Genomic DNA, 20,939 nt, shown 5'->3' with positions numbered 1-20,939 from the left:
TCTGTGCGAAACCTTTATGAAAAGCCGTTTACGGGACAACCCCGGATAAAAATCTTATCAATAGGGGTATAAACTGGAATGATTGATCGGTATTCGAATCCGGAAATTTCTAAAATTTGGGAATTGGAGAACAAGTTCGATATTTGGAAAGAGATCGAAATATTAGCAACCGAAGCCCGGATGAAAAAAGGAGAAGTCCCTAAAGAAGACTTCGAAGAGATCCGTTCTAAAGCTAGATTCAATGTGGATGAAATTCTGGAAATAGAATCCAAGGTCCACCATGACGTTATCGCATTTTTGACTAATATGAATTCGTATATCGGACCTGCAGGTCGCCATGTGCATTATGGCCTCACTTCTTCCGATATTGGCGATACCGCACTTTGTGTGCAGATGGTCCAGGCAATGGATCTGATCCTGAAAAAAACGGATCAGCTCATCGAAGCGATTAAGGAGAAGGCAATCCAATACCGAGACCTTCCTTGTATCGGTAGATCACATGGAATTCATGCGGAACCGATGACCTTAGGTCTGAAGTTCGCATTATTCTACGAAGAAATGAAAAGAAACAGGGCACGTATGGCCCTGGCAAAAGAAGAAGTTGCAGTAGGGAAATTATCCGGTGCAGTCGGAACTTATTCTAATATAGAACCTGACATTGAAGAATATGTTTGCGAGAAGTTAGGATTAAAACCCGATCCGATCGCGACTCAAGTAGTTTCCAGAGATAGACATGCTGCTTATATGTCCGCGTTAGGTGTAACTGCTGCAAGTTTGGATCGTTTTGCAACTGAAGTCCGTCTTCTTCAAAAAACGGAAGGTAGAGAAGTTGAGGAGCCTTTTTCACCGGGACAAAAGGGATCTTCTGCAATGCCTCATAAAAGAAATCCTGTGATCTGCGAAAGGATCTCCGGTATTTCTAGAGTGATCCGTTCTAATGTTTCTACTGCTTTGCAAAACGTAGCATTATGGCATGAGAGAGATATTTCACATTCTTCCGCAGAAAGGATAGTTGTTCCGGACTCCACGATTGCTCTGGAATATATCTTAGACAAAATGTTATTCGTAGTGAAAAATCTGCACGTGTATCCTGATGCGATCGAAAGAACATTAGGAACCACAAGAGGTTTGATCTTCTCTCAAAAGGTTCTTCTTCACTTGATTGAAAAAGGTGGGATTACTAGAGAGGATGCTTATGCGATCGTGCAAGGACATGCGATGGCTGTTTGGGCGGATATCTCCCAAAATCTGAAGACAAGATTAGCGGAAGATCCTAAAGTGCAAAAGGTCCTGAAACCTGGAGATCTAGATTCTATCTTCCAAATTTCTCCTTATTTAGATAAAGTAGGATTGATCTATAAAAGACTCGGTCTTGAGTAATGTCAAAGTTTGCGGTCTTCGGGCTGGGATATACCGGTCTAAGTATTCTAAATACATTAAAAAAAGAGAATACTGTTTTAGGGATTTCCAGAGAAACTCAAGCGGAAGATTCCATTCTTCTGGATCTATCCGATCGGGCTGCATTGGAAAATTTCCGCAAAGAGAACCTGGGCGCAAAGTTTGACGCAAGCCTTATCACATTCCCCGCTCAAAAATTAGAGAATAGGGAACAAGTTTTTGATACTATATTCTCCATCTCTAAAACTGTTTGGATGTTTGGATCTACTAGCATCTATCAAAGGATTACTTCCGATATTACTGAAAAGACTCCTTTAGATCCGGAGCATGATCGTTACGAAACAGAAAACCAATTTTTGGAGAAGGGTGGCAAGATCCTTCGGCTTTCCGGGATTTATGGACCGGGCAGAAATCCTGCAAACTGGGCAAGGAAAGGCTCCGTTAAAAAGACTAAACGGCAATTGAATCTTATCCACGGGGATGATATCTCTGAAGCGGTACGTTTGCTTCTTTCTTATCCCGGAAATGATCTGCCTTCCGAGCTAATTTTATCCGATGGGCAATGGCATACTTGGTTGGAGATCTTCCGATTCTTAGAGGATCATGGTAAGATCCAGGCCATTCCCGAAGAAAAGATGGATAGAGAAGACAGTTTTATAGACAGCAGCTTGATCCGGAAATTTCTTCCTGGTTTACAAACAAAGGACTTTTGGGGAGAATTGGAAAAACTGGAAGAACTCATTTGATCTCACAGATCACGGACATATTACATTTATTCTGTCTTTCGAATTTAATCTTTATCATCGGACTTCTCGGATGGAGATACTTTTACGATCTTAGGATACGTATCGCCGGAGGTTTTTCTTTCGGGATTGTTTGTTATATCATTCTATCCTTAGATCCCGATCTCAAAATTCCTTACCCCGTTAGAGTATTCTTGTTTGCAGGTCTTATCAGTTTACCTTTTTTCTTTTGGATGATCAGTCTTGCCATCTTCGAAGATCATTTTGAGATCAAATATTGGCATTGGCTTTTGCTCTTTTGTAAGGTTGGTGTTTCCGCTTGGTCGGTCTATCCGGTATTAGATCTGATCAATATGAGAGGGCCTATCGTTTCAGAAACTGTTCTTGCTCACATCATTATTCCTACTCTTCTATCTTTGGGCTTTGTTGTTGCCGCGATCATTCGGATCTATTCTGGACGAAAGGATGATTTGATAGAAACAAGAAGAAGGTTACGCGAAGTTCATATTCTGATGACCGGAAGCGTAATCACTTTTAATATGTTTTCTCACTTGATCCTAAGGGGTAAGATCCTATCTGAAATTTTAGATTTGGCAAATGTTGTATTTGCCTGGGGACTGATCCTTGCATTCATGTATTTGGTCTTCGAGTTGAAAGAAGGTCTCGTGGACCCAAGACCAGAGGAGACCGAGGGTAAAGAAGAAAAAGCTGTCTATGCCGACCCCGCATTGAAGAAAAAATTAGTCTCTGCGTTTGAAGAGACCAAACTTTATAGAAAAGAAGGTCTGACAATCGGACAGCTTGCAGAAGACTTAGAAGTGCAAGAATACAAACTCAGAAGATTGATCAACCAGGCAATGGGTTTTCGGAATTTTCCGGACTTCTTAAATCGTTATAGGATCCAAGAAGCATGTGAGATACTTTTGGATTCAGGAAAAGATGAAATCCCAATCATTCGAGTCGCTATGGATTTGGGCTACCAATCTCTAGGACCTTTCAACCGGGCATTTAAAGAACTTACCGGAGTCACTCCTACTGAATTCCGCCGTAACCGTGGCAGGGACGAATCCTTAAAAAATACCGCCGATTTTGAAATCAGCTAGAGATTTTTAAAAATCGGATAGGCCAATCCCAGTTCTATCGTGTAAACTGTGCGCACACGGAGAGAATGGGATGAACGAGATCGTGGATCAAATGGGCTATACAGCTTATTATTTTCTGACTTTGGGGATATTATGGTTCCGCTATATTTTGATGGCTGGTATCGCATATGTTTTTATATGGGTGATCTTCAGGGATAAGCTTAAGCATAAGATTATCCAGAAAAAACTTCCTGAAAAAGATAAAATTACGCACGAACTCAAATATTCGGCGATTACTCTTTTGATCTTTGCGGCCTCCGGAATTCTGGTGGTCTTAATGAAAAAGGCAGGTTGGACTTTTATCTACGATAAGGTCGAGGACTACGGAGTTCCTTATCTTCTATTCAGCATCGTTGCATTAATATTCCTGCATGATACATACTTTTATTGGACACATAGGTTGATGCACCATCCTCTCCTTTTTAAAAGAATGCATTTGGTGCATCACAAATCCACGAATCCTTCTCCTTGGGCAGCGTTTTCTTTTCATCCATATGAAGCGGTAGTCGAAGCTGGGATCGTTCCATTGGTGATCTTATTTCTGCCGGTGCATACAACTGCACTTGTTGTGTTTTTCTTTTATAGCAATTTTTTAAATGTGTTAGGTCATCTTTCTTTCGAACTTTTTCCTAAGGGATTTATAGAAAATAGAATATTAAGACTTCATAATTCTACTACTCATCATAATATGCACCATAAATACTTTAATTGTAACTACGGTTTGTATTTTAATATTTGGGATAGGATTATGAGGACCAATCACGAAGATTATTTTGATACATTTAGAGAAGTGACTAGTCGAGAACCTGAAATTGTAGGAGACGTTGGAACTCCGACAACGGTCTTCTAACGAGATGTAGGAGCTTCTACGAGCGAACTTCTAATAAGAAGCAGGGAATCGTATTCTTGTAACGGTCCCTTGTTCGGAAGAAAGATCTATCACTGAACCTTTTAATTGTTTGGTCAAAAGATCTACAAGTTCCAAACCCAGAGAGTCTATCGGTTTCGAATTCGAAGTTTTTCCCTTTCCGTTATCCGAAACGTCCAAATGGATCCAATTTCCTTCTTTGTAAAAGGAGATCTTGATGATCTTTTCGTCTGAATGTTTTTTAAAAGAGAATGCATGTTTTAGAACGTTGGTGACTAATTCGTTTAATATCAAGCCGATCGGGATTGCAGAATTCTGTTTGATCGGAAGAGATTCACAATTCAAGAAAATCTGGATCTCTTCTTTTTTATGACCAAAGGATTTGAGAAGGCTGTCCACAAGTTTGCTCACAAACTCAGGAAAGAATTCATCGCTGATCCTATGTTTTCCATATAAGGATTCATGCACATAGGCCATCGATAAAATTCTGTTTTGGGATTCTGTGAGAACTTGAGTCGGATTACTTCCATCTATCTGCTCTAATTGGATAGAAAGCAAACTGGATAATACTTGCAGATAGTTTTTGACCCTATGATGCACTTCTTTAAGTAAAAGATCCTTTTCCTGGAGAGCATTTGCCATAATTTCTTCCGCAAGTTTTACTTGAGTGAAATCGGTCACAAAACCTTCCAGGGCGATCAATTCCCCGTTATCACCTTTGACTCCGGAACCTTGTTCGAATACCCAGCGCATTTCTCCACTTCTACGGTAGATCCGGTAGACTAGTCTATACGGAATATTCTTGCTGACCGCGTCCGTAACTTCATTAAATACTCTTTCCGCATCCTCAGGATGAATGATCTCCCCGAAAGAAATTGTGCGATTGGAAACGAAATCAGAAGGAGAATAACCTGTAAGTTCGAAACAACCCTCGCTAATAAATTCCATGGTCCAATCGGGATCATACGCGCAACGATATGCGATACCGGGAAGATTTCGGATCAGAGTGGAAAGCTGTCTTTCACTTTCCTTTAATGCGGTTTCCGTCTTTTTATAATAAGTAATATCGGTGCACATAGCGAGTGCACCTTCGTAATTCCCTTGGGAGTCGAAGATTGGATTTGTGGACATCAATAACCAGACAGATTCTCCATCCGGGCGTTTGAAAAAGAAATCGTGGACTTCCGCTTGGCCTTGTTTTCTTTCTTCTAGTCTTTTATTTACCGAGCCCAGTCTATCTACTGTAACAAAATCGAATAAACTTTTGCCAATGAGTTCTTTTTCGCTCATTCCCAAAAACTCAGCCATTTTAGAATTTACGAATATAGTCTTGGAATCCTTATCTATAAGCCAGACCCCTTCTAAGGTTGTATCTACTATCTTTTTATAATTTCCTTCCGTTTTGGAAAGTGCCGCCTTTGTCTCTTCGAAGAATACGAGTAGTATCACGATCGCAGAGGAAAATCTAAACAGGCCGGCTAGGAAAAAACCGATAAAACCGAATTCAGGATGAAATTTTAGAAATGGATAGTTGAATACATGGATTCCCCAAAGAATAAAGATCCAACCCGCAATCGACTTTCCTAAGCTAGGGATCAAGTTTTTGGTCTTTAGAAAAATGATCCCGGTATAAATTTGGGATCCACCTATTAAAATATAAATTGGCCAGATTAAATACGGATCTTGAGTCTTTTCAAAATCCAAATATAATGCCCATATGCCGGTTAGTGCGAACAAGACCTGAAACGGCCTGGAGAATGATTTATTTAAAAAATAAAAACACCCTAAGAATTGAAAAAGCGCTCTGATAAAATCGATGGAGAAGGCTGGAAAATATTTGTAAGAGTCCGCCCCTCCTACTTGCATGATATTTCCTAAATAACCAAAGAGATGGAATGCCCAACAGATGGACCAAGCAAGCAATGCCTTCTGTCCTTCTTTTTTATATAAATATAGATAAATAAAAAATAGAAAAAAGGCGGAAGGCGTAGCCGCGATAATGGTGGGTAATAACCAAGGATGAGTCACGATGCCTTCAGCCGTTTACCGAAAACAGGTTTCGGTTAAGTCCGATTATTTTTTAATAAGACGAAATTCTTTGAAACAATAATCTCCGTTAGGGTGTTTAATTTCTTTAAGTAGATCGAGGGTAATTCCTAAACTTTCCGCTCTGGAAAGAACCTTCGGAGGTAACTCACAGGAAGGTCCTACATACACAGCTTTGTCAAACTCTTCCCAGGATTTCCATTTGTATTTGCTATCGTTGCGATATTTACCTTTTTCGACCGTTTTTTGCCTGAACAAAAGATCGAATTCGGAGGCGAGAATTCTTCCCGGTACTTGGAAGTTCTCTTCATCATGGAATGTGTTGAATGCAATGTATTTCCCTTGCGGATCTATCTCTTTTGCGAACTCTCTTGCAGGTTCAAATGTAGCAGTATCGAATCCTTTTAAACAGAACTGATTTTTGGAAAGATAGGTTTGGCTGAATAATCCACCTTCTTTTACAAATAGGCTCGATGCCCAAACTAAGAAGAATAGGAACACTACCGAGAATGTTAACTTTTTACTATTATCAGAAATTTGAATTAATCTGAAAGACCATAAACTTAGTATTGTAAGTAAGGCAGGCAATGGATAGAATACGTGGCGCAATTGTTTGTTCCCAGTGCTCGCATCAATGACGATGTATTGTAAGAATACGATTACAGTGATCGCGAATAACGGATCTTTGGGGAATTTTGGCCAGTTGATATTCTGCAATTTAGCAAGTAGGGAATCAATTCTTCCTTCTCCATGTGCTTCCGGAGAAGAAATTTTTTCTTTTCTGTTTAGATAGAGCCAGTATCCGATTGCGCCCAAAGAAAATAAGGAGAAGGTCCTAAAGATCCAAGGTTCATTAAATACATGGCTCGCAGGGAATTTGTCCTCTGGAGATTCGAATAAACTTAGAATAAAACTGCGAACAAATTTATTCACGATCATTTGAGCGTTTACTAAGCTCATTACCCTGTCTAGGTTCGTAAATAACCAGATAAAACAAGGAAGGATCGCATACAAATAAAGTATTTTGATAGAAGGAGGAGAAATTTTTCCTAAGTCTTTTCTATTTCTGTATAAGAAATAATTAAAGTCTAAGAAAAGAAGAACTGTAAGGAAATATAATACTTTCTTAAATGATCTTTGATCCAGATTCCAATCTGTCACCACTCTCAAGACAGGTAATGAAAGTACGAGTAGAACCACTAAGATTAAAAACAAAAGCCTAAGACCTTTGTAATGGACCTTGACGGAGAATCGAACAAATCCGATCCATTCCGGAAATCTGGAGATCAATTCGAACAAAAAGATAGAAATGAATAGCAAAAGTCCGTAAGGATACTTCGTAAAAAACAGAAGTATCAAAACCGCAGATACTAACGCTGCCACCTTGGAGCCGGAAGGCAAACTTTCTCCAGGTTTTAGATCCTTTACGGAATCATAAAGTTTGTATAATCCCCAATACACCCAAAGAAGAATGAACATCCCTTGAGTTTCCAACATTGAAGAAAGACTATAAGCAGGAGTTTCGGAAGTATGAAGGCTTAATGCCAATACGAAAATAGAAACCAAACTTCCGAAAAGAAAAGATCCCGAAATCCTGGAAACTATATAAATGATAGAAGGAAAACAAAGAGCATAGAATGCCAAACCCAGAAAGGAATCCTTCCAAGTGATTGACCATTCTCCCGGACTTGCTAAGAGTAAGAGGGATAATATCGGTCTTAATGGTGGCCAGGTTGCCGCTTCTAAGAAGGGAAGAGTAGCCCTCCAAATTTTACCGTCTCTATAATCTTGGAACTGATCGTATACTGCCGTTAGGCGGATATTCTCATCCCAAGTCAAAAGATCCGTAATCGGACAGATCTCTAAGAATGCCTGCCAATTCTTGGAGATCATAACTCCAGTGGCAAATAAGGCAAGGATGCCGAATGAAATTCCTAAAACTCTATCCCAGGTGCGGTTCATCTTTTACTTTTCGGTTTTACAGAATAGATCTTTTCGATCACATACAGAGGGCGATTTTTGGACTGATCATGTACTCTGCTTAGATATTCGCCTATCATGCCCAATGCGATAAGCTGGATCCCACCTAATACCAACACTACGATCATGACCGAAGTCCAACCTTGGATGGTATTATCAGTAAATAGTTTTAAATATAGAATATAGATGGTGTACAATGCGCCAAAAAATGCAGAAGCAAATCCTAAATAAGAGGAAAGTTTGAGTGGGGCAGAGGAGAAGGAAGTGATCCCATCTAAAGCGAACCTGAGCATCTTGTTGACGGAAAACTTAGTCTCTCCATCAAAACGCTCATCCCTATCATATTCCAGGCCTGTTTGTTTGAAACCGATCCAAGCAATCAATCCTCGAATATAACGATGTTGCTCTTTCATGGAGACTAGAACATCAGTCACCCTTCTGCTCATGATCCTGAAATCTCCGGTATCGATCGGGATCTCGAACCTGGTCAGTTTTTTCAGTATCCTATAAAAAACATGGGCTGTGATTAGTTTGAAAAAAGACTCACCTTCTCTTTTCTTTCTTCTGGCATAAACGACGTCGTAACCTTCCGACATTTTTGCATAAAGATCCGCAACAAATTCCGGAGGATCTTGCAGATCTCCATCCATGACGGCAACTGTTTCGCCTCTTGCAGTATCGATTCCTGCAGTGATGGCTAATTGGTGTCCGTAATTTCTGGATAAGTTCAGAAGAAAAAACCCAGGCTCTGATTCGCAGAATTTTTTTAATACATCGAAGGTACCATCTCTTGAACCGTCGTTTACAAAAAGAATTTCTGCATCCTCTTTTCCGAAGTGATGTTTTTCCTTTAAGATAGTGAGTAAACCCCGAAGTCTTTTTACAAGTTCGGGGATGGTTTTTTCCTCGTTATAAACGGGAATGACTAGGGATAAAAGAGGGGGCTTTGCGGGCATTGCTGACCTTGGTACGATGTTTGTATTCGGTCAAAATGTCGACAATATTTCCTGTAATTTCTGTCAGAGTCGAAACCAGTTGCTCTTTGATTTTTGGGAGCTTTCGAGGGATTCGGCTGGCCAATTCTGCAAAAAAGCGCTTTACAAGGAGGCTGGAATGCAGATCTTATATAAGCACAAAAATCCAAGAAAGGGTTATGAAAATCAAAGTCACCACTAAAAACGACGTTCACATCATCAAGATCGAAGGCCCGATCAAAGCGGGCAATGAATTCGAGCTTGGTCAAAAAATCGAGGAGTATATCTCGAAAGGTGACGTTCCGAAGTTTATCATCGACCTGAAAAAAGTTCCTTTCATCAACTCAGCCGGTTTGGGGATGTTCCTTAACATTTACAAACATATCGACGGTTTGAAAGGTCGCATGGTATTCACCAATTTGAATAACGATATCGAAAATTTAATGGAGATTACAAAGTTAGCCAGCATTTTCGAGATCTACAAAACGCTGGAAGAGGCTATCGAATCCTTCGAGTATTAGCCTAAACATTTCGGTTGGCTTCCGAGTTCTTACAGTATTTGAAAAAGAAAAAACTCCGCCTTGGGATCATTGCGGGGATTTTTCTCTTCTATCATCTCCTTTTCAACTCAATCACAGGACAGATCCTCGTAGATAAAATTGCGTCTTCCTTTTTTGCGGGAAAGTTCGAGGCAAATGTCAGAAGTTTTTCTCCATTCTACGGATTCAGATTCACTGACGTAAAATTGTATCCTACAACCGACTGGGATCAGAATCCTGTGGTGACGGCTAAGGAACTGGGGATCTCCTACAATCTACCTCTTATCCTCTTTGGAAGATTGAAAATTTCCAAAATATCCGTTCAGGGATTGGTGTTGGACCTCCACCAAAGAGGAAGCCTATGGAATATCTCCTCCGTTTTTCCTCCTGGCAAAAAAGAAGAAGTCATTACCGAAAAAAAAGAACCTCTTACTGAGATCCGAACTTATATCCCGGTCAGTGCATTCTTAGAACTCGATCTCAAAGGCATCGATGTTCGTGTAAATTCAGAAAACGGATCTAAATCTTACTCGGCAGGATTGGAAGGATTAGAACTTGGATTTCTTTTAGATACGAATCGTTTCACTCGAATTCCATTAGATCTGAAAGTTTTGGATCTGATCGACGAATTCCAAGTGAAGTTGAATCCTGAGAATCAGATAAAACTTAAATTCCAAGATTCTTCCGGAGGACTGGATCATCCATTTAGATGTACCTTGGTTTGGGAAAGGGCAGAAGGTTCCAAATCCGGATTCCACTCTAAGCTTGATTTAGGCTCAGAAAAAATACCGATACGAATTGCAAACAGAGTCAGCGCACCTTTCGGTTTTTCGCTAAAATACGATATAGATGTTTCTCCCGAGAAGAAGGAAGTACTACTTAGAAATTTAGAATGGAAAGTAGGAGAAGATACTTGGCTGGAAGGAAGTGGAAAAATTTCCGACTTCGCAGAAGATTCAGGAAAAGTAAATCTCGCTATCCAAAAATCCAGGATAAGACTCGCGCCTTTATCAGATTTTCTGCATAGTCTTGGATTCGATTCCTTCTCCATGAGCGGAGAAGCAAGCCTTGCCCCGATCTTAGCGGAAGGCGGTTGGGACAATCTGAGAGTCCTGGGAGAAATCCGAGGAAACTCGTTGGATTTCAGGGTAGGGAAGAAGAGACATTCTATTCCTGTCTTCAATTTGGATTGGGACGTTCGGATCGATCCGCAGAGTGAAAAAGATCCAGGCCCCAAGGTTCCAATTCCTTGGATGAGATCCTTTACATTCAAAAATCTGAAAGTAATATATAATCAAATACTATTAGAAGGAAACCTAAACTATTCCCAGGCAGAAGGACCGAATCTAAATCTGAAATTGGATAATTTTGGACTTGGAGACTATCTTACAGGGTATTCAGGAAAATTCTCCGCAGAACTTTCTGCCTTAGGAAAAGATTTTTCGGGGTTAGATGCGAACTTAAAATTAAGAGCCAAAGGTTTTAGATTCCCATTGGGGAGAGGAAACTCCGGAAATATACATTTGGAAGGCGGCTTAAAAGCTATATTCTATTTTCCTAAAAAAGCCTGGGGCCTAGAGGAAATATTAGTATCCAATCTAAACCTACAAGCTTTCTCCCCGGAAGGAAACTCCGCGGTAAAATTGAATACGGGCGGAAGGATAGGGCTTGGAGAACCTTTCGTATTAGATCTGAAAAAAGCGGGATTGGATCTGGACTTAGAATATCTTGTTCCACTTCTTCCTTTATCCCTCCGGGAAACATTGATCCCAGTCCGAAACCAAGTGGGAAAGAAGATCGGGCTGGACGGAGACTTTTATTATTCACTCGGAAATCATGGACAGAATATCCAAGGAAGTCTGGGAGTCGACCTGCCTGGAATGAATTTACGAGACGGAAAACTTTCTTTAGATCTAAAGATGATCGGAAGTCCAAGTTCTAAGATCAAGATTGATAAACTTGAATTGAGTGCATTCTCCCAGAAATTGCGTTTAGGATTGGGAGGAGAATTAATCAAAGCATCTAAAAACGGGCCTCCTCCTTCGATGGGAGAATTTGTTCCTAACTTAAAGGGAGAATTGAAACTTTTATCTCCTAAGGAAAGTGGATTGATTAAAGGGCTCTTCTTCCAAGGAGAAGCAGGAGTTAAGTTTAATTTGTATGGAAGTCTTGTTCAAGGAAATGTAATATCCAAAAATTCTAATGTACTGGTGCAGAGCGGGGTTTGTCCAGGATACGATTGTAAATTATACAGAATAGACGGATGGAATGCGGATGTTCCATTCGCTCATGATCTGTCCGTAAAAGAGACTAAAAATCTGATCGAAGGAAATAAAAGAAAATTCGTAATGAATTACGGAAGGACGCCTGCTCCGAATTTTACGATCCGACAGATCATCGGAAACCACCCCTCTTTAAAAGGAACTCCTTTCGAATACAGCAGGCCTAAAGCGGATTCTCCTGGACTTTCTGCCAATCTAGAATACTCGGAAAATTATTTACGAATGGATTATCTCAAAGTATATACTTTGGACGGGGAAATTTGGGGTAAGGATATGATCGTTAACGTGGGCTCCGGCGATCCTGAAAAAATGGAATATTCAGTTTCTTTAAGAGTCAAGGATATAGATCTAAAACAATTGCTTCCTGCTAAGACCCAACCCAAGATAGACGATGGAAAGGTAAAAGCGGATCTAAATCTTTGGGGAAGAAATCTGGGAGATCCGGTCCCGAACTTAAATTTGTTTTTTAGTATCTATCAGATCGGGAACGATTTTGGGAAAAGTGCGATCAATATTTTTGCACCTTCCAATATACTCACCGATTTTATTTACGGTAGTTATGCGGTGGATAAGATAGAATTGGAATTGTCCAAAGGTTTGGTATACGCAGTGATTCTATTCAAACGTTCCATTTTAGGAACTATTATCCAGTTGGAGAATAATCAAGTATCCCAGCAAAGAATGCCTTTGGCAAACTTTCTCAAACGCGCCCAGAATGAGATCGAAACGTTTAATCAGTAGAACTTATGAAGAATATTCCAAAATCCTATATTATTTTTTTTGCAATCTTTCCTTTGTTCGTATATTGTCCGATCAAGGCGCCTCCGATCACGTTTACCCAGACCCAAACAGCGGCAGAAAAGCAGATGTTGGGAGAAGATAGAAACCTTGAGAAAGACGGATGGCTCATCGCATCTATCAAAACTTCTTCTTCCGGGTCCGAGATCTGGGAAAGAGATCTGATCAAAGAAGAATTCGGAAATGTTTCGAACAACCAGTTCTATATGGCGCTTCGTATTCTGGCTTATTTAGCAAGAGAACTGAGAGAATACAGAAGTCTCGGGATTTTGGCAGAAGGCTTGGATGGAAAAGTAAGATGGAATCCTAAGATCAAAGAAGCTGGTGCGGAGAAGATCTCCCAAGATCCAAGACAAAAATCTAGAATCGATGATCTGGTCAAACTTACAAACGAAAATAGAGAGATCGTAATTAAGGAAAAATTAAAGAAGGCTTTTTTAGATCCGAATCGCACTATTACTGAAAAAGAAAAGATATCTATCAAAGAAAGTATCCAAACCACTTGGCTTCGTTCTGCGGATGTTGGAGAATATTACGAGGTTTCGGCCGGGAATTGGAAGAAGAAGGAATGGATAGAATGAAACGCGTCCCATTCTTTTTCTTATTTCTATTCTGTAATTGTCTCGTTTTTATCCCTGCACAAAGGGTAAGGCCTATCGAGTTCGATTATGGCCCAATCTCCAAAAACTATTTTAATCCTGAAAATGATAAACCTTTTCCTTTGACTGTTCAAAGAGGGAACAACCTCTATAATTCCACCACCAAGGATGGAAGATATTTATTTTATACAACGGGACAAAAAGGAAATTACGATATCTGGTTCAGGGATCTCAAAAGTTCCATTGTAGTTCCTATCACGGAACATCCTTCCTCCGAATACAAACCCGCGATCAGTCCTGACGGTAAAAAATTGGCATTCGTATCCGAGCAGTACGACACAGCGGGGGATATAGTTCTTTTAGAAATAGAACCTGAAGTCTGGGCAAAAAAGATCTTAGAAGGAAAAAGATTCTTAAGCGATGATTTTGAGTTCATTACGAATCCAGAATATTCCGATATCACCAGGTCGGATAAATTTTCGGACTCGGATCCTGTTTGGGGAAAGGACAATAGAGTATTATTGTTTTCATCGGATCGTCTGACTCCAGGAACTCCGAATCTGATCTTATGGGATACGGAAAAAAAGGAAAAACCGGTATTACTCACACAGTCCGGAGCGGTAAATCCATATTGGTCTCAAGATGGGAATACGATTGTATATCTCTCATATGTCGATTCCAGAGAAGGGGAAATTTATTCTTTGGATTTGGCGACGAGAAAGACCAAAAGACTGACTAACGATCCTTATTTGGATTTTTCTCCCAGTTTATCTCCTGACGGAAGATATTTGTTTTATACATCTATTCGTTCCGATTCGGACGGGAACCGGAAATTGGACGAGAGGGACAATAGCCTGATCATCCGATTAGACCTTTCCGACATGAAGGAAAGAAGATTAACTTCCGGAAATTTTTCATTATTCGATACTAAGTATTCTTCCTTTAACGGAGGAAGTATTCTATTTACCGCATCATATTATGGAACTTTAAATATCTATTTTCTTCCTTTGAGCGGGTCTATTCCTAAGGCTTCCAATATTTCCGCACAATTCGAGTTGGCCAAAGAATATGGTAAAAAACAATCCTTAGACGACTATCTATTAGCTTTAGATTCGTTGGAATTATATTACAAGGAAGACCTTCTCTATCCGATTTTTAGGGCCAAGGTTTTGAACGAAAAATATTCACTATATAAAAAGTCCGGAAAAACTTTAGAGATCAAAAAGGAAATGAGTGCGTCTCGTTTGGATCCTAAATGGGGATTTTCGTATGTATTCTACTTAGAATCGGAAAACAAGGGAATCTCGGAGATTAGAGAATATTATTCTAATATTCGAAATCATGCGGATGCGCAGGTGGCTGCTGCCGTATTAGAAGAGATTGGAAATCTGGAAGAAAGAGCCGGTAAATTAGAAGCTTCACTGAACTCAAAACAAGAGTTAGTAACTCGATTTCCCGGATATTATAATATCCACGAAATTTTAAGAAATATAGGTGCTCTTCAGCTAAAGGAAGCGAAGAAGAAGGATTGGACCATTCCATCTACACTTCTGCAAGCAGCAAATGAATCCGAATCCAAAACGATCGAACTTCGGAATTTATACGATCTTTTTGAAGAACAGATCTTGGCGGGAAAATCAGACTCCGAAAAAATTTCTCTCTCTGAAAAAATAGAATCTTCTAATAAGATCAAAGAACGTTCTCCCGTATTATATAGATTTTTAATGTATATTAAGGCTGCTGGGGTTTCCGGACAGGGAGCATTTGCAGAAAGTAATTCTCTACTGGAACCTTTGTTAAAGGAGATCACTCCAAAGGACCCGCTCTTTCTAAAAATCCATTTATTAAGATCCTCCAATTTCAAAGGTCTTGGGAGCGTTCGTTATTCATTAGAGTCCCTCCGCACATTCCTAGAAAATTACGATCATGATTCCGGAGTAGAGATCTCTGATAAGGAGATGGAAAGGTTCTTTATATATTTTGAGAATCTGGCTAGAAACTATGAGAATAGATCAGACTTCTTCCAGGCTTCTCTTCATTATTTTTATAATACTGAGAATATGTTCCTGGCGAAAAGTAAAAGTCTCTTTCAGGACACTGTTTATAAGGACTACGCCATCTATTACCAAAAATTGATGGTGGATACTTCTTTCAAATTAGCCAGATCAGTGAGCGAGAAAAATGCCTCGGGTATTTTAGGAAATTTGAATCCTCTCGAATTTGATCCATTGGATAAAAAAGAAGGACTCGTCTATATAGATCAATATTTCGAGAAGGAAAAGATTTTACCCCGTGCTCGGGCCTTCTTGGACCTTGCCACATTATACGGATACGCATATTATCTAATCAATCGTTCCGTGATCCGTGAAACGTTTTACTATAATTCCGGGACAATGGATCGGATCAAAAAAGAGGCCGCTCTTAGAGATTATAAACAGGCAGAGTATGAGCTCAGATGGATCATATTCGCTGAGCCAACATATCATGATGCCTACCAACTTTTAGGTTGGTTGTACCAATATGTAGATATTATGAAGTCCAGAAAGCCTAGCGATAAGGAACCGGCCGACGAAGACAAATACAAGGACGAATATTCCAAATACTTCCCAGAGAAGAACTTTGAGGAAAATATAGAACTATACAGTCAGATCTTGGAGTTACTTGGAGAAAATTTCCAAAATAAAAAAGCACTCTCCGATCTGAGATTGAATTTAGGTAATAATTATTTCTTACTCAAAAATTATCCCAAAGCAGATGAGCAATATTCTCTAGTAGAATCTTATTCAAATTATATAATATCTAAGGCGCAATTTGAGGATTATAGACAGAAGGCGGTCTTCTTATTCAATTCTGCACGTGCTTCCATGTACATGTCCAAGTACGGGGACGCAGTTCGAAAATTAAAAAGCGCATCGGATATATATTCTAAAAACGAATTCTTACAATTATACTCCGGAACGGACTACGCTAAAAACCTACAAAGTTATAGGGAAAAATTAACATTACTTAGGACTTTGACAGGCTTGTCCCATATGGAATTGGGAGAATATGCACAGGCTCTTCCTTATCTAACTGAGGCGCTGGAGCTAAACGAGCCGTCTCGACTAGTGGATCCGATCAATATTCGAAATGCATTAGCAATTTCTTATCAAAAATTAGGTTATATTTCTAAGTCGGAAGAAAATTTAAAACAAGCGGAGAAAGAAGCTTCTTCGCGTACGACTCTCTGGCTACCTAAGAAGGTGAGTCCTAAATTTTGGGAATCTGTCTGGGACTCCATGTGGGATTTTGTTTTTGAGACAGTTCTTCCGGATTCGGTTCGTATTTCCGGATCTGGTAGATTTCCGGAAGCTATTCCTCCCGTATTTCAGCCATTATTATCTTCCGGAATACGAGTAAATAATCTTGTATTAGAACAGAATTATCGTCTGGCCGCGGAAGAAACAAACAAACGTTTGGAATATGTAAGTAAAAAAGGTTTGAAGAAGACCTTAGCAGGACAGTTGGTTCAGTCCCAGTCATACGCTGATCTTGGCTTTTTTCAGTATAAAAGAAACGAATTCGAAAAAGCTAAAGCGGCTTTTTTAGAAGAAAATGAATTTCTAAAAGGATCCGCAAACCTCTCCGGAAGATCCACTGGCAGTTTTAAACGGTATTTATATTCATTATTCGCCTCTATAGAATCCTCCGACAAAAAGGACAAAAATAGTTACTCGGAAGAATTAAACGACGCCTTGGAAGAATTAAATAGCTTCAAAAGGGAATCCATGGAAAACTGTCTTCCTTCCTGGTCAGAAGATCTGTTAGAAGGAAATTCAGTATGTTCTGAAGCATTTTATAAACAATATTATGATTTCGATATATTGAAAGCGACAGTTCTCTATTATTCAGGAGAGGAGAATCTAAAAAAGGGAGAATGGTTAGAAGGTTTTGAAAAATTGGGGCTTTCTTCTTCCTTACTCGAAACACCCTCAGGATTGCCCAAGGAAATAGTAGGACTCTCTAAGGACCCATTTTCGAGAAAGGAAAGGGTGTTTCATTTTTTAAGTCGGGCAAGTGTATTTTACAGATTAGGGGATTTGGAAAAGGCAGACGAATGTTTGAAAGCCGCGGAGGAAATGGCCAATGTTTTCTATTTTGGAGCCGAACTCATCCAAACTTGGGTCCTGCAGGCAAGGCTGGATCTGATCTCTAAAAAGCCTGATAACGCAAAGCTCAAATTATCTAAGGCGGAAGAGCTTCTTAAAAAACAATTCCATCTTATCTCGGATAACAAAAGTTTTTTACTGAGAGACTTATATGAAACAAAGATCAGGGCAGAGCTGGATTCAGGAAATACAAATACTGCATTTAACGATTGGGTTAGGCTCCAGAGATTATTAAATTTCCGTAATTTTCAAAAAGGGAATTGGGAATTTAGAGAATCGAGAGTAGAATACGTAAAATTTGAATCCGATTGGAAAAACTACAGAAACACCTATTTTAAATATCAGAACTCTTTGGAAATTAGAGGAGATGTCAGGAAAGAAGAACTTGCACTTGCCCAGGCCGCTACTCAAGTCTCCAAATCTTTAGAAGTCTTAAGATCTAAACTTCCTAAGAAAGCAGCTTTTTTGGACCCATTCGGAGCAGTTCCAGAAGAAACTCTAAAACAAAACGAGACTGAAATTCGTTTATTAGGATCCAGAGGTTCCGTAGTTGCTAAGATCCGAAATTCTTCTTCTGTAAAATTTCTGAGCTTTGAGAATGAATCCAAAGTAGAAAATTGGATCAAATCCAATTTTGAAAATTCAGGCCATAACCTTGTTTTGGATCCGGGGAATACATCTATTGGGGAAAAGTTGCACTCTCAGATTCCAGGGATAAGTTTTAAACTTTCTTCTTCTATTTTAAATAGAGAAGAACGGACTCCGAAAGTGACCTCTTCTTTTATACCTATTGCAGGTTGGAATTATAGAAAGGTGGATTCTGATTCTTGGACAGATATATTAGAAGATACTGATATACTCGTTAGTCCTTTTCCGGATGTAAAAGGGGATTCCGCCTTTGGGGAAAGAAAGAAGGATTCTCTCGAACTCAGGGAAATTTTTTCCAGAGAACATAGATTAGGTGCCGTAATATTTACATATTCGGAAAAGCCGAGCTGGCAAGAAATCTTAAAGGTGTACACGGGACTTTCCGGTTCAGGGGTAAGTCAGATGTACCTGTGTCCTGGAGAAACTTGTGTAAAAGGATCTCTGGAAGAGATTTTTACAGGAAAAGTATCTAATTCAGCAATCCGTTTCGGCAGAACTTTGGAAAGATCCGGAAATAGAAACCAAGATGCAGAAAGGCTTTTTGCGAAGTCAAGAAAAGACGAAAGAATTTCAAATTCTTCGGAAGTGTTTTCCGATCTGCATAAGGCCCGTTCTTATGCGGAACCGAATTCTAATTTGGCTCTTAAAATTGAATCAGACTTGGTCCGAGCATATCAAAGATTAAAACCCGATTTTTCCTTAGATAAAATTTTCTCTTTACGTTATGAAAATCGAGATGTGAATTCTCAAAAGGATTTAGGACTGAACCTATGTTTGTCCAGACTATTGGAGACGGAGTATAAGGATTGTGGCGACATTCCATTACCGGAAGCTAAGAGTGAAATTTTAAACGGTATATTTGCGTTAAAAGAAGGAAAATTCCCGGGCAATTCTCTAAGTTCAAATATTTCCGCGGATAGATACGACCCATTCTTATTTAGATTAAGACTTTCTAATCTAGCCTTGGAGGCTTATTATCCGGATCTAGCTACTTCTCAACTTGGACTTGCAAAACAATTTATATCTTCTGCATCGGATCTAGAAACTTGGAAGAAGATGGAGGCTCGGATCCGAAAAGATAAAGCTCTTTTGGGAGAAGAGGAAGATTGGTCTGAAAATTCCAATGAAATTGAATTGGATCCTCAAGAGAGAAGTTATCCGACACATTTGGCCTTTTTAGGAAATCGCAAGAGACTGGGGCATAGGATCTCTCCTCTTTCTTTGTATTCGGAGATCCATAGTTCTTCTAAAGCCCTATTTCAAACATTAGATGCAGAGTCCAGATCTTCAGTATTAGATTTGCTACGTTATTCTTTACCTGAAGAAACCGGAAAAGAAATGGAAGAATTTTTGAACTCTTTTGCGGATCTGGAAAGTTTTAAGAAAAATTTTCCGAGACAAGCAAGGATCATGCTGGAATTCGCAAAAGTGTATCTTTCTCGAGGAGATTTTGATAAGGCAAAGTATTGGGTTTCCAGATCAAAAGGGATTTCGGATGAGTTCTATTCTTCCGAGCTTGAATTTATAAATTCAAAAATTTCCTATTTAGAAGGCAAAAGGCCCAATAAAATATCAGAGTCCGGTTTTTCAGAATATCTTACCGAATACGAAAATGCTTCTTCTAAAAAATCATCTGAATTTGTGGAATTAGCGAATCGTTTTGTTAAACATAGGAAAAAGAAAAAATTTAGTCCTGCGGAGAGGAGGGAACTTAACGATTTTATAACATACTTGCAGACTCTTTCTTTTCAGCAGAACGATTCTGAGACATTCTTCGATTTGGGATTGATCAAGGACAAAATTTCGGCAATTCGCTCCACTTTGTTTGGGCGTTCTATTTTTTATTCCGATCTTCCTAATTTTAATAAGGTATCCTTTGTTTTGGAAGAGAAGATCCCTGAAAACCAAGAGTTTTTGGCTTTGATGGATCTGGGATTAAAAACGTTTTATATTAAATTTACAAAGGGTAAGTCGAAGGGTGATCTTGCGTTCAAGGATAACCGAAAAATAAGAGCTTCTATTTATAAATACAATGAAGAGGCAGATAAAGGTGGGGCAGAAGTTTTATTGAGAGAGGCATTGGAGACTGAGATCCGTCAGAATATCCGTCCTTCTAAAAATAAAACCACGTATCTGTATCTTTCTTCTTATCATTTTCTGGCTCCTATTTTGCCCAAGGCTGAAGAAGAGATCTATTATGTTGCGGATCCTGAGACATTACTTAAAAATCCAGTACATAAAGAGAAGGAAGAATTCTGGGATGGGTTCGGTATTATCACTAAAGATGATCCGAATTCTCCGGAATGGTATTCTCAACTGGTCCATCTGGAGAACTTAGAACTTTCTCCTAAAGGAAATCCTGGCATCACTCCTTTTCATGTGATTCGCGTTCCTTTGGTGGAAGATAGAGAAAAAGGGATCTTGTTCGGAAATAGATCTGTTTCGGAAGTGGAGCCTGGCTATTTGCAAGGTGTTTGGATATTGGCTTCCTCTTTCTTAGAAGGTTTTGGAAATGCTTCTTTGAATTTAAGAGATTCCTTATATTATTTAGGAAAATTCTGGAAGGGGCCCGGGATAGTAAACCTTGGATTTCAAACGGACACTCATAATTCAAGATTTCTGAAAGAAATCTCTTCCAGAAAAGAGGACTCTAAAACTTCTCTTCGGAATCGTTTTTTGAAAACTATGGATACGATGAGAGAAGTGTATCCTATAGATAAATATTGGAACGGATATCGATTGTTTACGACTTCGTTTATTTCGAAGGATTAAGT

Annotated in this window: 11 protein-coding genes; 8 read left to right on the top strand and 3 right to left on the bottom strand. The window is 39.3% G+C overall.

Annotated features, from left to right (window positions below; all coding sequences use genetic code 11):
• The first annotated feature begins 78 nt into the window (after positions 1–78).
• The 4 genes from purB to CH352_RS17475 all read left to right on the top strand — a co-directional run bounded on the left by purB (position 79) and on the right by CH352_RS17475 (position 4,133).
• Complete coding sequence (gene purB / locus CH352_RS17490) at positions 79–1,380, top strand: adenylosuccinate lyase (protein WP_100706884.1); 1,302 nt, start codon at positions 79–81, stop codon at positions 1,378–1,380.
• The gene (locus tag CH352_RS17485) at positions 1,380–2,144 is read left to right on the top strand and encodes a Rossmann-fold NAD(P)-binding domain-containing protein (RefSeq protein ID WP_100706886.1); all 765 of its coding nucleotides are present in this window, start codon (positions 1,380–1,382) and stop codon (positions 2,142–2,144) included. Before purB ends, CH352_RS17485 begins: the two co-directional genes overlap by 1 nt.
• Positions 2,141–3,244, top strand: coding sequence for an AraC family transcriptional regulator (locus tag CH352_RS17480; protein WP_100706987.1), 1,104 nt, complete (start codon positions 2,141–2,143; stop codon positions 3,242–3,244). Before CH352_RS17485 ends, CH352_RS17480 begins: the two co-directional genes overlap by 4 nt.
• A gap of 70 nt (positions 3,245–3,314) precedes the next feature.
• On the top strand, positions 3,315–4,133 hold the full coding sequence (locus CH352_RS17475; protein ID WP_100706887.1) for a sterol desaturase family protein: 819 nt from the start codon (positions 3,315–3,317) through the stop codon (positions 4,131–4,133).
• 30 nt (positions 4,134–4,163) lie between these two features.
• On the opposite strand, the gene CH352_RS17470 is transcribed toward CH352_RS17475, so the two are convergent.
• The 3 genes from CH352_RS17470 to CH352_RS17460 are packed head-to-tail and all read right to left on the bottom strand — an operon-like array spanning position 4,164 to position 9,133.
• Positions 4,164–6,179: a PAS domain S-box protein gene (locus CH352_RS17470; protein WP_100706889.1), complete on the bottom strand. Its 2,016-nt coding sequence runs from the start codon at positions 6,177–6,179 to the stop codon at positions 4,164–4,166.
• Between the two features lie 45 nt (positions 6,180–6,224).
• Positions 6,225–8,159: a hypothetical protein gene (locus CH352_RS17465; protein WP_100706891.1), complete on the bottom strand. Its 1,935-nt coding sequence runs from the start codon at positions 8,157–8,159 to the stop codon at positions 6,225–6,227.
• Positions 8,156–9,133, bottom strand: coding sequence for a glycosyltransferase family 2 protein (locus CH352_RS17460; protein ID WP_100706892.1), 978 nt, complete (start codon positions 9,131–9,133; stop codon positions 8,156–8,158). The genes CH352_RS17465 and CH352_RS17460 overlap by 4 nt, the downstream gene beginning before the upstream one ends.
• A 197-nt stretch (positions 9,134–9,330) precedes the next feature.
• Between CH352_RS17460 and CH352_RS17450 the strand changes: the two genes are divergently transcribed.
• From CH352_RS17450 to CH352_RS17435, 4 genes are read left to right on the top strand one after another with little or no spacing between them, the layout of a single operon-like run.
• Complete coding sequence (locus CH352_RS17450; protein WP_008594836.1) at positions 9,331–9,672, top strand: STAS domain-containing protein; 342 nt, start codon at positions 9,331–9,333, stop codon at positions 9,670–9,672.
• A gap of 14 nt (positions 9,673–9,686) precedes the next feature.
• Positions 9,687–12,713 carry an LIC_11026 family protein gene (locus tag CH352_RS17445; protein ID WP_100706894.1) on the top strand — a complete coding sequence of 1,009 codons (3,027 nt, stop codon included), beginning with the start codon at positions 9,687–9,689 and terminating at the stop codon, positions 12,711–12,713.
• A gap of 5 nt (positions 12,714–12,718) precedes the next feature.
• Positions 12,719–13,351, top strand: a complete 633-nt coding sequence (locus CH352_RS17440; protein ID WP_100706896.1) for a DUF1318 domain-containing protein — start codon at positions 12,719–12,721, stop codon at positions 13,349–13,351.
• Entirely contained in the window at positions 13,348–20,937 is a 7,590-nt protein-coding gene (locus CH352_RS17435; protein ID WP_100706988.1) for a TolB-like translocation protein, read from the top strand. The genes CH352_RS17440 and CH352_RS17435 overlap by 4 nt, the downstream gene beginning before the upstream one ends.
• The last annotated feature ends 2 nt before the right edge of the window (positions 20,938–20,939 follow it).

It is taken from the genome of Leptospira hartskeerlii, from assembly GCF_002811475.1.
GTDB classification, from domain to species: domain Bacteria; phylum Spirochaetota; class Leptospiria; order Leptospirales; family Leptospiraceae; genus Leptospira_B; species Leptospira_B hartskeerlii.
The sequence above is the reverse complement of the archived record's forward strand: the minus strand, read 5'-3'. Positions and strand labels throughout refer to the sequence as shown.